This is a genomic window from Siculibacillus lacustris (assembly GCF_004328075.1).
In the GTDB taxonomy this organism is placed as follows: Bacteria; Pseudomonadota; Alphaproteobacteria; order Rhizobiales; family Ancalomicrobiaceae; genus Siculibacillus; species Siculibacillus lacustris.
Window position 1 is genome coordinate 59,236 of record NZ_SJFN01000003.1, and the last position, 13,059, is coordinate 72,294.

Consider the following 13,059-nt stretch of genomic DNA (forward strand, 5'->3'; position numbering starts at 1 on the left):
CTTCGTTTCTCTATGGGGCGGTTTCGTCGTGTCCCCTCCGCCCGGGGGTGGCCGTCGGGAGAGCTCAGCGCCGCCCCTTGGCGTCACGCTGCACCAGCACCGCGATGATGATGATGCAGCCCTGGATCGCCGCGTTGAGGTAGACGCTGATCGCTCCCGTCAGATTCAGGATGTTGTCGATGAGGGCGAGCATGATCGCCCCGGCGACGGTGCCCCAGATGCGGCCGGCGCCGCCCTTGAGGATGGTGCCGCCGATGATCACCGCGGCGATCGCCTCGAGTTCCCACAGGAGGCCGGTGGTGGCCGAGGCCGAGCCGAGACGCGGCACGTAGAGCACCACGGCGAGCGCCACGCAGGCGCCCTGCAGCGCGTAGGCCGCGAGCTTGATGCGGTCGACCTTGATCGCCGAATAGCGCGCCACTTCCTCGTTCGAGCCGGTGGCGGTGACGTAGCGGCCGTAGCGGGTGCGGTAGAGCACCACCGCGCCGACGGTGGCCACCAGCGCATAGACCAGGATCGGATAGGTCACCCCGAACAGGTCGCCGTAATAGACCGGGCGGTAGAAGCCGCGGGTGCCCATGTTGAGCGACAGGGTGCCGCCGTTGGCGAGATAGGTGACCAGCGAGCGGAAGATGCCCATGGTGCCGAGGGTGACGATGAAGGGCTCGATGCGGCCCTTGGTGACCAGCAGGCCGTTGATGAGGCCCGCGCCGACCCCCAGCGCCAGCGCCGCCACCATGCCGATCGCCACCACCGACAGCGGCGCCATCCCCGCCGGCTGCAGCGCGTTCATCACCATGATCATCACCCCGGCGATGAAGGCGGCGAGCGAGCCGACCGACAGATCGATGCCGCCGGTGGTGATCACGAAGGTGGCGCCGATCGCGATGATCCCGGTGAAGGCGGTGCGGGTCAGCACGTTGACGAGGTTGTTGGGGGTCAGGAACACCGGATTGACCAGCGTGCCGAGGATCACCAGGATTCCCAGGGCGATGAACGGGCCCCAGGTCTTGAGCTCGAAGCGGCGGGTGCGCGACGGGCGAGGGGCGTCGGGGCCGGACGGGTCAGGCATCGGCGTGGGCTCCCTTGAGGCCGGTGGCATGACGGACAACCTCGTTCTCCTCGATGTCGGCGCCGCTGAGGGTGCCGGTGATGCGGCCGTCGCGCATGACGACGACGCGGTGCGCCAGGCCGATCAGTTCCGGCAGTTCGGACGAGATGATCACCACCGAGCCGCCGGCGGCGACGAAGGCGGCGAGGAACAGATAGATCTGGTGCTTGGTGCCGACGTCGATGCCGCGGGTCGGCTCGTCGACGATCAGGATCTTCGGTTCGACCTGCATGGTCTTGGCGATCAACAGCTTCTGCTGGTTGCCGCCGGACAGCGAGGCGACGCGGGCGTCGAGGTCGGCGGTCTTGATGCGGTGCTCGGCGATCGCCGCGACCAGGGCGCGGCGCTCGGCGGCGCGGTCGACGAAGATGCGTCCGTAGCGGGCCAGCGCCAGCAGGGTCAGGTTGGGGGTCAGGGGCTTGTCGACCAGCAGGCCCTTGCCCTTGCGATCCTCGGTCAGGTAGGCGATGCCGGCGGCGACAGCCTGGTCGATGGTGCGGATCGGCTCGGCGACGCCCGTTGCGCGGACCTCGCCCGCGGTGCGGCGGCGCAGGCCCACGAGGCCTTCCATCAGTTCGGTGCGGCCGGCCCCGACCAGCCCGGCGAAGCCGAGGATCTCGCCGCGACGCAGGGTGAACGAGGCGTCGCGGACCCAGCCGGGAATGCTCAGGTGGTCGACCGCGAGGACGGTCGGCGCGTCGTCGGGCGGGGGCAGCCGCGGCGGGTACATGTCGGAGATCTCGCGGCCGACCATCAGCCGGGCGATGTCGTCGGGCGAGAGTTCGGCGGTCGGCCGGGTCTCGACCCAACGGCCGTCGCGCAGCACGGTGACGCGATCGGAGATCGCCTTCACCTCGGTCAGCTTGTGGGAGATGTAGGCGACGCCGACCCCTTGGGCGGTCAGGCGGCGGATCAGGCGGAACAGGATCTCGGTCTCGGCGCCGGTCAGCACCGCGGTCGGTTCGTCCATGATCAGCACGCGGACGTCGCGCGACACCGCCTTGGCGATCTCGACCATCTGCTTTTCGGACACCGACAGGCCGCCGACCCGGGCGTCGGGATCGACCGGGCATTCGAGCTCGGCGAGCACCTTGCGGGTGCCCTCGCGCATGGTGGCGCGGTCGAGGAAACCGTGGCGGACGACTTCGCGGCCGAGATAGATGTTCTCCTCGACGGTCATCGTCTCGGCGAGAGAAAACTCCTGGTGGATCATGACGATGCCGAGGCGCTCGGCGTCGCCGCTGTCGCGCAGCACGGTCGCCGCGCCGTCGACCTCGACGGTGCCGGCGGAGGCCGGCTGGTAGCCGCCGAGGATCTTCATCAGGGTCGACTTGCCGGCGCCGTTCTCGCCCATCAGGGCATGGATCTCGCCGCGACGGATCGCGAAATCGACCCCGAACAGCACCTGGACCTGGCCGAAGCTCTTGGAGATCGCGCGTCCGGCCAGAACGACGTCAGGCATGCGGTCGTCTCCACGGCAGATCCACGGCGTCCCGACGCGCCGCGAGCGGAGCGGGGACGAGGGAGACCGCGGCGAGGCGCGGTCCGGCGGCGGTGACGTCCCGTCCGCGGGGCGCCGATCGACAGGGTCGTGAGGAGGGGGTGCGCCGGTTCCTGGTGGCGAGCGGCGAACGACGGCGGTCCGGGCTCGGGGCACCGGTGCGACGTGGTTCCGCAGGCCGTGCGACGGCGACGAGCGGCGGCGTGACACCCTCCCTGGGTTTCCTTGGCGGCCGCCCCTTCAGCGAGGCGTGCCGATTTCTTTATTTCGTGTCACAAATTAAAGCTGTCACTGCCGCCTTTGATTGTCAAGGGAAAAGGCGTAGGTTACTGGGGGTCTCGCAGCGCCGGAGTCCGGAGCATTTCCGGGTGCATCGCGGCGGGTCCGGTGGGGCCGCGCGCGTCCGACGTCCTCCTTACAGGCGCCGAGGCCGACATTTAAAGTGCAGGATCAAAAAAAAGGCACGTCAACGCCCGTCAGCCGGAGACGTCCGCGATGAAGACCGCCGATCCTGAATTGATGCGGGCCATCAATCGCTTCCACGTGGTCGACGCGATCCGCCGGTTCGGGCCGATCGCCCGGGTCGAGATCTGCGAGCGCACCGAGCTCAGCCCGACCACGGTCTCGGCGATCACCGCCGCGCTGATCGACGATCGGCTGATCATGCCGATCGCCATCGGCGGGGTGCGCGACGAGACCGCGCGCGGCCGGCCGCGGGTGCAGCTGACGCTCAATCCCGATGCGGCCTATGTGGTCGGGGTCAAGCTCGCCCCCGATCAGATCACCGTGGCGACCACCAATTTCCGCGCCGACGTGTTGGAGAGCCTGACCGTGCCGGTGCGGCTCGCGCGTCAATCGGCGGCGGTGATCGCCGATCTGGTCGAGGACGGGGTGCGCCGCTCGGTCGCCGACGCCGGGCTGACCATGGCCCAGGTCGCCGGGGTCTGCGTCGGGCTGCCGGGGATCGTCGCCCGCGACGCCGGGGTGTGTCGGCGCAGCCCGATCTTCGGCGAGCGCGACGTGCCCTTCGCGGCGGCGCTGGCGGCGCGTCTGGCGGTGCCGGTGACCCTCGACAACGACGTCAACCTGGTCACCCTCGCCGAGCACTGGTTCGGCCGCGGCCGCGGCCTCGACGACTTCCTGGTGGTGTCGGTGGAACAGTCGCTGGGCCTCGGGATCATCCATCGCGGCGAGGTGTTCCGCGCCCCCAACGGGCTCGGGCCGGATCTCGGCGACCTCCTGGTCCGGACCCCGACCGGCGCCGACGTGCGGCTCGGCGAGGTCGCTTCGGGCGCGGCGATCCTGGCCGAGATCGCGGCGCGCTCGGAGCCGGAGCGGGCCGAGCTGTTGACCGGATCGGGGCGCGGCATCATCGTGGCCCGCGACCTCGCGGAAGCCGGAGATGCCGACGTGACGGCGGTGCTGGCGCAGGCCGGCGTCGCGCTCGGGCTGGTGGTGGCCAATCTGATCGCCCTGTTCGCGCCGCCGCGGATCATCCTGGTCGGGGCGGTGGTCGACTTCGGGCCGCCGTTCCTCGGGCCCTTGACCCGGACGGTCGAGGCCTGGACGCCGGGCGGGCTCGGCGACGTCACCGAGATCGTCCACCAGCGCTGGGGCGACGACATCTGGGCGCGCGGCGCGGCGGCGATGACGCTGCGCAATCTCTACGGGTCGCCCTGGAACACCACGGGACCGGTCACACGCCGGCCGCCGCGATGAACCGATCGCCGGCGGATCGCCAACAAGGGGAGTACACCATGCGCGAGGCGCTCATCGTCTGGGGCGGTTGGGCCGGCCATCAGCCGGAGGAATGCGCCCGCCTCGTCGCGCAGCGGCTCGAGGCGGAAGGCTTCAAGGTCTATGTCGAGGACACCACCGAGGCCTTCGCCGACCCGGCGATCCGCGACATGAGCCTGATCGTGCCGATGTGCACGATGTGGCGGATCGAGAAGGAGGAACTCGACAATCTGGTCGGCGCGGTGGTCGGCGGGGTCGGGCTCGGCGGGTTCCACGGCGGCATGGGCGACGGGTTCCGCGAGAGCATCGAGTACCAGTTCATGTGCGGCGGTCAGTTGGTCGCCCATCCCGGCGACATGATCGACTACCGGGTGACGATCACCCGCCCGGACGATCCGATCATGGCCGGGCTCGGCGATTTCGATCACCATTCCGAGCAGTATTACATGCACGTCGATCCGGCGGTGGAGGTGCTGGCGACCACCACATTCTCGGGCGCCCACGCGCCGTGGACCAAGGGCGTCGTGATGCCGGTGGTGTGGAAGAAGCGTCACGGCGCGGGCCGGGTGTTCTATTCCTCGCTCGGTCACGACGCCGGCGAGTTGGAGCGGCCGGAGGTGCGGACGATCCTGACCCGCGGGCTGCTGTGGGCGGCGCGCTGACGGCGCGCGACCTTCGCGAGAGACGACGAGGGCCCCGAACGGGGCCCTCGCGCTGTTCGGACGGACGATCGGTCACTGGATGAACCACAGGCACCCGATCGCCACGACGTTGCCGACCAGGAACAGCAGCACCGAGAAGCCGATCAGGTCGCGCAGGCCGACCTTGGCGATGGCCAGCACCGGCAGGGCCCAGAACGGGCAGACGATGTTCCAGATGCTCTCGCCCCAGGCGACGCCCATGGCGACCTTCCACGGCTCGACCCCGAGCTTGGCGGCGGCGGGCAGCATGAAGGGGGCCTGGACCACCCAGTGGCCGCCGGCCGACGGCACGAAGATCGAGATCACCACCGACGACAGGTAGCAGTAGATCTGGAAGGTGCTCGCCGTCGACAGGCTGAGCAGCCAGTCGGAGATGATGAACACCAGACCCGAGCCCTTCATGATGCCCATGATGCCGGCATAGAAGGGGAACTGCAGGATGATGCCGCCGCAGCTCAGCGCCCCCTTGGTCACCGCCTTGGTGTAGCCGAGCAGCGAGCCGTGGGCGATGATCCCGAGGATCAGGAACAGCATGATCAGGATGTTGAGGTTGATCCCCTTTTCCCAGATCTGCATGGCGAGATAGGCGAGGCCGAACAGGCCGAGCGACCATTTGAGGATAACGCTGTCGTCGAGCCTGTCGGCGAGGGTGTTGCTGGTGCGCGGCGTCTCGCGGATCGCCTCTTCCTCCTCGAACACCGAGGGGTCGACCAGCACCATGTTCTCCTTCTTGGGGAACAGCAGGGTGCAGGCGAGCGGGATGATGATCGCCAGCAGGATGGTGAGAGTCAGCGACTGGGCGCCGAAGATGGTCTGCGACAGCGGGACGAGGCCGATCTCCTTCTCCAGGAAGTGACCCTTGGTGGAGATCAGCAGCGGGATCGACGCCGACAGACCGCCGTGGGTGATGATGATGCCGGAGAAGGCGGCGGTGACGATCAGGCGGAAGTCGACGTCCGCATGATGCTTGCCGGCCTCCTTGGCCAGCAGCGCGCCGGCGATCAGGCCGAGGCCCCAGTTGAGGTAGTAGAGGACCATCGACACCAGGGCGATGAACAGCACGGTCTGCACCGGCGTCTTGGGGATCAGGACGATGCGCTTCAGGAACTCGTGCACCGGTCGCGAGACGGCGAGCGCATAGCCGGTGACCACCACCAGCGCCATCTGCATGGCGAAGGACAGGATGTCGAAGAAGCTCTGTCCCCAGTAGTTGATGATCTGGACCGGCGAGGTGTGGGTGATGCCGAGGGCCATCGCCACCACCACCAGCGTGATCAGCCAGGCGATGGTGAAGGGATCGGGCAGGTATTTCTGCATCAGATTGACGAAGAACATCAGGAGCTTGTTGATCATCGGTTCCTCCCGACGCGGACCGCGCGTGGCGCTGGTCGCGTCCTTTGGTGGGTTTCTCGTTGTCGGGGGATCGTCAGACGTAGAAGGCGGAGGCCTTCAACTGGTGGATCAGCTTGCGCATGAACTTGCGGCGCACCGCCGCGGCCTCCTCGGGGGGATAGCGGAAGAAGCCCTCGCCGGACTTCAGTCCGAGCTTGCCCTCGGCCACGGCGGTCCGCAGAACGGGATTGGCCTCCTTGGAATTGTCCATGTCCTTCAGGAGGTTGTCCCCGACCACACACCAGATGTCGAGACCGCCGAAGTCGGCCACCTCGAGCTGGCCGGTGGTGGCGTAGCGGAAGGCGGGGCCGAACTTCAGGGCCTTGTCGATGTCGGCGGGCGAGGCGATGCCGCGCTCGATCAACGAGAACACCTCGCGGGCGACCCCCTGCTGGATGCGGTTGGCGACGAGGCCGGGCACGTCCTTGAGGACCTTGACGGTCTGCTTGCCGACGCGGCCGTAGAGCGCCTCGACCTCGGCATAGAGCTCGGCCGACATGTTGCCGAAGAACGACAGTTCGACGATCGGCATCAGGTGGCCGGGGTTGTACCAGTGGCAGACCATGAAGCGGCTCTTGCGCTCGGGCCCGAACACCGTGGCCATCGCCTCGAGCGGCAGGCTCGAGGTGTTGGAGGCGATGATCGCGTGGGCCGGGGCGAGGGCGTCGAGGCGGGCGAGCAGGTCGTGCTTCAGCTCGATCTTCTCCGGCGCGGCTTCGATCACGTAGTCGCAGTTGGCGACGGTGGCGGCGAGGTCGGTCGAAGTGGCGATGCGGGCGAGCGTCGCGGCGACCCGATCAGGGGCGATGTAGGCCTCGTCGGCGAGCAGTTGCAACTCGTCGGCGATCAGGGCGCGGGCCTTGGCCAGCGCTTCGTCGTTCACGTCGTAGAGGCGGACGTCGAGGCCGGCGAGGGCGAAGGATTCGGCGATGCCGTGACCCATGGTCCCGGCGCCGATGACGGCGATGGTCTGGATCACGACGCGGCCCCCTTCAGCGACAGGATCGACCGGGCGTCGGCGGGGGTGGCCGGCTCGTTGTTGGCTTCGCGGATCAGGCGGGCGGCGCGGGCGACGAATTCGGCGTTGTTGGCGGCCAGACGACCCTTGGCGTAGAAGACGTTGTCCTCCATGCCGACCCGGACGTGACCGCCGAGGCCGATGGTGGCGAACAGGATCGGCAGATGCGCCGCGCCGATGCCGAAGGCCGACCAGATCGCGTCCGGCGGCAGCAGGCTCTTCAGATAGACCAGGTTCTCGACGGTGGCGGCGGTGCCGCCGGGCGCGCCGAGCACGAACTGGAACCAGCCCGGGGCCTTGATCACGCCCTGCTTCATGTAATAGGCGGCGTTGTAATACATGCCGGCGTCGAAGACCTCGATCTCCGGGCGGATGCCGTGCTCGACCATCGTCCGCCCGAGCTTCTCGAGAAACAGCGGATGATTGACGAACAGGGTCGAGTGACCCCAGTTCATCGTGCCGGCGTCATAGGAGGCGAGCTCCGGCTCGATCTCGATGATGTGCGCCATGCGGGTCTCGTCGGTGGCGGCGAGGTCTCCCGAGGTGGTCAGGTTGAGGACGATGTCGCATTTCTCGCGGATGCGGCCGACGGTCTCGACGAAACGGGCCTTGTCCATGGTGCCCTTGCCCTGCGCGTCGCGCATGTGCAGATGGGCGATGGCGGCGCCCGCCTGCCAGCATTCGAAGACGTCGTCGGCGATCTCACGGGGGGTCAGGGGAACTGCCGGATTGTGCTCCTTGGTCGGGAACGCTCCGGTGGTGGCGACGGTGATGATGGTCCTGCTCATGGCGAACTCTCGCTCTTTCGTTTCCTACGCCAGGAAAAGAGCAAGTCGCGTGCCAGTAAAATTCGCTTGAATACGCTCGATTTTACGTGAACGTCCGATGACGGACGTCATCGCAATTCGAGGACCGGCGGTGAAAACGCGGCCGATGCGGCGGAATCGTCGCGATGACGAATTTCATCGGCCTGATGACGAACGTCATCGCAGATCCGGAGGCCGAGGCGCTTGGCCTTCTTGACGATGGTCGACTGATCGATGCCCAGCGCGGTGGCGGCGCGACGGGTCGAGCCGTGGCGTTCCAGGGCGCGGGCGATGGCGCGGCGCTCGAGGTCGTCGACCTGGGTCTTGAGGCTGCGGGCGTCGTCGCTCGGGTCGTCGCCGTCGCGGTCGAGGGCGAGGAGAGGGGCGAGCTGTTCGCGGCCGATGATCGCATAGGGGTCGGAGATCAGGACGATGCGTTCGACGACGTTCTGCAACTCGCGCACGTTGCCCGGCCACGGGTAGTGGGCGAGCAGGTCGAGGCCTTCGCGGCCGATGCGGATCGCCTTGCCGTATTTGCGGTTGTGGGCTTCGAAGCAGTGGCGGGCGAGGACCGCGACGTCGTCGGGGCGGTCGCGCAACGGCGGGATCTCGATCGGGAAGACGTTCAGGCGGTAATAGAGATCCTCGCGGAAACGGCCCTGCTGCAGCGAGCGGCGCAGGTCGCGGTTGGTGGCGGCGAGAATGCGGACGTCGATGCGGATCGGTTTCGAGCCACCGATCCGGGTCATCTCCTTGTGCTGGATGACCCGCAGCAGCTTGCCCTGGAGCTCCAGCGGCATGTCGCCGATCTCGTCGAGCAGGATCGAACCCTTGTCGGCGAGTTCGAACAGCCCGAGCTTGCCGCCCGGCGCGGCACCGGTGAAGGCGCCCTTCTCGTAACCGAACAGTTCGGCCTCCAGCAGGCCGGCCGGCAGGGCGGCGCAGTTGACCTTGACGAAGGGCTTGCCGCGGCGATTGCTGGTGGTGTGGATCTCGTTGGCGACCACTTCCTTGCCGACCCCGGTTTCGCCGGAGATCAGCACGGTGACGTCGAAGTCGGCGACGCGGCGCACCAGTTCCAGGACCTTGTCGATGGCGCTGCTGACTCCGACCAGATCGGCGCCCATCACCTGCTGGCGCAGGTGCTCGACCTCGCGCCGCGCCCGGATCTCGCCGGCCTCGACGGCGTGGATCTTCTCCTGGGTCGCCTCGAGTTCGATCTGCATCTCCAGGAGGTCGGTGATCTCGCGTTCGATCACCGCGACCAGCTTGATCTCGCCGTCGGCGCCGAAGATCGGGTTGCCGGTGATCAGCATCTTGGCGCCGTTGCGCCGGCTGAGCCCGACCGAATTGACCTGTTTCTTCAGCCGCAGAACTTCCGGCGTCACGGCGTTGGTGTAGAGGCCGTCGGCTTCCAGTTCCTGGACGGTGCGGCCGATCACCTCGGCGGCGTCGATGCCGGTGATGCGCTGATAGGACTTGTTGACGTAGAGGGTGCGGCCGGTGCCGTCGGCGACGTAGACGCCGTCGTAGAGGTGGTCGCCGATCTCCTCGAAGTCGAGGACGCGGTCGGCGGCGATGCTGACGCCCGGTCCCGGCTCGCTCGGACCGGGGGCGGCGTCGCCGAACGCATCGCGCGGCTTCTCGGCGATCAGCAGCCCGGGTCCTTCGGGCAGACCATCGAGGCCGGTGGGTCTCTTCGAGGTGACTGTCGTCGCTTCGTGCATCTTCGACGTCCGGACGGGGGCAGGACAGCCTACGCCGTTCCCGGCCGGCGACCAGTCGGGAGTAGCGCGTGGGGACCGGCCCGTAGGAACCGACCGGGCGGGCCGCCGGGGGGAAGAGTTTTGCAGGAAGAGGCCCGATGGCGCCGGGCTGTTCCGCTCTGCGACGATTCCGCGGCGAGATCGGAATGCCGTCACCGGGCGGAGGGGTTAGACTGCGGTCACCGCCCGCCCGTACCCGCTTGCCGCCGAGGACCCTGCCGATGCCGATCTCTCCCATCGTCCCGATCGAGACCGTGGCGGCGCGCCGCGGCGCCGACATCCTGCTCGAGATCCTGAAGAGCGAGGGCGTCGACTACATCTTCGGCAATCCCGGTACCACCGAGCTGCCGCTGATGGACGCCCTGCTGGAGACCCCGGAGATCGCCTACGTCCTGGCGCTGCAGGAGGCGAGCGCGGTGGCGATGGCCGACGGCTATGCCCAGGCGGCGCGCAAGCCGGGGTTCCTCAATCTCCACACCGCCGGCGGTCTCGGCCACGGGCTCGGCAATCTGCTCAACGCCTCGGTGTCGCAGACGCCGCTGGTGGTCACCGCCGGCCAGCAGGACTCGCGGCACACCATCACCGATCCGCTGCTGTTCGGCGACCTCGTCCAGATCGCGCGCCCGGCGGTCAAATGGGCGCAGGAAGTGGTCCACGCGGCGCAGTTGCCGGTGCTGATCCGCCGCGCCTTCAACGACGCCACCGCGGCGCCGAGCGGGCCGGTGTTCCTGTCGCTGCCGATGGACGTGATGGAGGAGATGAGCACGGTGGCGATCGACGAGCCGTCGTTCGTCGACCGGCGGGCGGTCGCCGGTTCGCTCGACGTGCTGGCGGCGCGGCTCGCGGCGATCCCGCCGGGGCGGGTGCTGATCATCGCCGGCGACGAGGTGCGGGCGAGCGACGCGGCGGCGGAAGTGGCGGCGGTCGCCGAGCTGCTCGGCGCGCCGGTCTATGGGGCGTCGTGGCCGTCGTGCATTCCCTTCCCGACCGCCCATCCCTTGTGGAGCGGCAACATGCCGACCAAGGCCAACGAGATCGCCACGCATCTTTCCGACTACGACGCGATCTTCGCGCTCGGCGGCAAGTCGCTGATCACCATCCTCTACAGCGAGGGGCGGCTGATTCCGGCGGGCTGCGCGGTGCTGCAGATCTCCTCCGACGTGCGCGATCTCGGCCGCACCTATCAGACGCCGCTGTCGCTGGTCGGCGACATCAAGGCGTCGCTCGCCGCCCTGATGCCGCTGCTCGCGGCGGCGACCGAGCCGAAGCGGGCGGCCCATGATGCGCTGATCGCGCGGTCGGCGGCCGATCGGGTGGCGCGGCGGACGCAGTGGAGCCGGCGGGCGGCGGACGAATGGGACGCGCCGGTGATCACGCCGCTGGTGGCGGCGCGCGAGACGGCTCGGGCGATCGGCCCGGACGTGGCGATCGTCGACGAAGCGATCGCCACCTACGTCCAGATGCGGGCCTTCCTGAACAGCCCGTCGCCGCGGCAGTATTCGTTCCTGCGTGGCGGCGCGCTCGGTTGGGGCATGCCGGCGGCGGTCGGCTGTTCGCTCGGGCTCGGGCGCGAGCCGGTGGTGTCGCTGGTCGGCGACGGCGCGGCGCTCTATTCGCCGCAGGCGCTGTGGACGGCGGCACACGAGCGGCTGCCGATCACCTTCGTGGTGATGAACAACCGCGAATACAACATCCTGAAGAACTTCATGAAGGGTCAGGCCGGCTATGCCTCGGCGCGGGCCAACCGCTTCATCGCCATGGAAGTTTCCGACCCGTGGGTCGATTTCCAGGCGCTCGCCCGATCGATGGGCGTGCCGGCGCGGCGGATCGAACGGCCGGGCGACATCGCCCCGGCGATCGAGGCGGGCATCGCCTCGCGAATGCCCAATCTGATCGAGATCGTGATCGCGCCGACCTGAGGCCGATGCCGGCTCACGAGGCGGCGACGCGGCCGGGATCGCGCACCGGCGCCACCGCCGCGGCGGCACCGTCGGCGAAGAACAGCCGCCAGCGGGTGGGCAGCAGCGACAGACGATCGCCGGCGGCGACGCGGGTCTCCGGCGGCACGTCGATCTCGACCGCCCGGCCGTCGCCGAGCGTCGTGTCGAGGCGGCGCGAGACGCCGTGACGGCGGGTGCCGGCGACCGTGGCGGCCAGCGCCCCGGGGGCGTCGGGCGCACCGATCGTCCAATGCTGCGGCCGCACGTAGAGGGTCGCGGCACCCTGGCCGAGGACCTCGACGGGGAGCGCGAGGCGCCGTCCGTCGACCACCACGCCGCCGTGCTCGACGGTGACCGGGATGCGGCTGGCGTCGCCGATGAAATCGAACACGAAGGGCGAGGCGGGGGCGTCGTAGATCTCGTCGGGGGTGCCGATCTGTTCGATGCGGCCCTTGTTGAGGACCACGACGCGATCGGCGAGCTCGAGCGCCTCGTCCTGGTCGTGGGTGACGAACACCGTGGTGTAGCCGGTGCGGTCGTGGATCTCGCGCAGCCACTTGCGCAGGTCCTTGCGGACCTGGGCGTCGAGGGCGCCGAAGGGCTCGTCGAGGAACAACACCCGCGGCTCGACGGCGAGGGCCCGGGCGAGGGCGACGCGCTGGCGCTGGCCGCCGGACAGTTGCGACGGGTAACGCCGGGCGAGATCGGGCAGTTGCACCAGATCGAGCAGTTCCTGGACGCGGCGGGCGATCTCGGCGCGGCTCGGCCGCTCGGCCTTCGGCCGCACGGTGAGACCGAAGGCGATGTTGTCGGCGACCGTCATGTGGCGGAACAGGGCGTAGTGCTGGAACACGAAGCCGACGCGGCGCTCGCGCACCGAGGTCGCCGAGGCGTCCTCGTCACCGAAGAACACCCGGCCCCAGGTCGGGGCCTCGAGGCCGGCGAGGATCCGCAACAAGGTGGTCTTGCCCGAGCCGGAGGGCCCGAGCAGCGCGAGCAGCTCGCCGGAGCGGATGTCGAGATCGACGCCGAACAGCGCGGGGAAGTCGCCGAAGTCCTTGGCGAGGTCGCGGATGCGGATCTCCAT

10 protein-coding genes are annotated in these 13,059 nt (G+C 68.9%); 3 read left to right on the top strand and 7 right to left on the bottom strand.

Annotation, left to right across the window (positions count from 1 at the left end):
- Positions 1 to 64 precede the first annotated feature (64 nt).
- Both EYW49_RS02840 and EYW49_RS02845 read right to left on the bottom strand, forming a co-directional pair.
- The gene (locus tag EYW49_RS02840) at positions 65 to 1,072 is read right to left on the bottom strand and encodes an ABC transporter permease (RefSeq protein WP_206365365.1); all 1,008 of its coding nucleotides are present in this window, start codon (positions 1,070 to 1,072) and stop codon (positions 65 to 67) included.
- Positions 1,065 to 2,573 carry a sugar ABC transporter ATP-binding protein gene (locus EYW49_RS02845; protein ID WP_131305847.1) on the bottom strand — a complete coding sequence of 503 codons (1,509 nt, stop codon included), beginning with the start codon at positions 2,571 to 2,573 and terminating at the stop codon, positions 1,065 to 1,067. The genes EYW49_RS02840 and EYW49_RS02845 overlap by 8 nt, the downstream gene beginning before the upstream one ends.
- A 534-nt stretch (positions 2,574 to 3,107) precedes the next feature.
- Here EYW49_RS02845 and EYW49_RS02850 point away from each other — a divergent pair.
- Together EYW49_RS02850 and EYW49_RS02855 are read left to right on the top strand one after the other, a co-directional pair.
- Entirely contained in the window at positions 3,108 to 4,331 is a 1,224-nt protein-coding gene (locus EYW49_RS02850; RefSeq protein WP_131305850.1) for an ROK family transcriptional regulator, read from the top strand.
- Between the two features lie 38 nt (positions 4,332 to 4,369).
- A complete protein-coding gene (locus EYW49_RS02855) occupies positions 4,370 to 5,011 on the top strand; it encodes a ThuA domain-containing protein (RefSeq protein WP_131305853.1) in 642 nt (213 codons plus the stop codon).
- A 72-nt stretch (positions 5,012 to 5,083) separates the two neighbouring features.
- Here EYW49_RS02855 and EYW49_RS02860 read toward each other — a convergent pair whose 3' ends face one another.
- From EYW49_RS02860 to EYW49_RS02875, 4 genes are all read right to left on the bottom strand, one after another.
- Positions 5,084 to 6,403, bottom strand: a complete 1,320-nt coding sequence (locus EYW49_RS02860) for a short-chain fatty acid transporter (protein WP_131305856.1) — start codon at positions 6,401 to 6,403, stop codon at positions 5,084 to 5,086.
- Positions 6,404 to 6,476: 73 nt separating this feature from the next.
- The gene (locus EYW49_RS02865) at positions 6,477 to 7,421 is read right to left on the bottom strand and encodes a 3-hydroxyacyl-CoA dehydrogenase family protein (RefSeq protein ID WP_131305859.1); all 945 of its coding nucleotides are present in this window, start codon (positions 7,419 to 7,421) and stop codon (positions 6,477 to 6,479) included.
- Positions 7,418 to 8,248: a BKACE family enzyme gene (locus EYW49_RS02870; protein ID WP_131305862.1), complete on the bottom strand. Its 831-nt coding sequence runs from the start codon at positions 8,246 to 8,248 to the stop codon at positions 7,418 to 7,420. The genes EYW49_RS02865 and EYW49_RS02870 overlap by 4 nt, the downstream gene beginning before the upstream one ends.
- 107 nt (positions 8,249 to 8,355) lie before the next feature.
- The gene (locus EYW49_RS02875) at positions 8,356 to 9,993 is read right to left on the bottom strand and encodes a sigma-54 interaction domain-containing protein (protein ID WP_131305865.1); all 1,638 of its coding nucleotides are present in this window, start codon (positions 9,991 to 9,993) and stop codon (positions 8,356 to 8,358) included.
- Positions 9,994 to 10,253: 260 nt separating this feature from the next.
- Here EYW49_RS02875 and EYW49_RS02880 point away from each other — a divergent pair, with 260 nt between their 5' ends.
- Positions 10,254 to 11,951 (top strand): thiamine pyrophosphate-binding protein, encoded by a 1,698-nt coding sequence (locus tag EYW49_RS02880; RefSeq protein WP_131305868.1) that lies wholly within the window; start codon positions 10,254 to 10,256, stop codon positions 11,949 to 11,951.
- A gap of 13 nt (positions 11,952 to 11,964) precedes the next feature.
- Here EYW49_RS02880 and EYW49_RS02885 read toward each other — a convergent pair whose 3' ends face one another.
- Positions 11,965 to 13,059: a sulfate/molybdate ABC transporter ATP-binding protein gene (locus tag EYW49_RS02885; RefSeq protein ID WP_131305871.1), complete on the bottom strand. Its 1,095-nt coding sequence runs from the start codon at positions 13,057 to 13,059 to the stop codon at positions 11,965 to 11,967.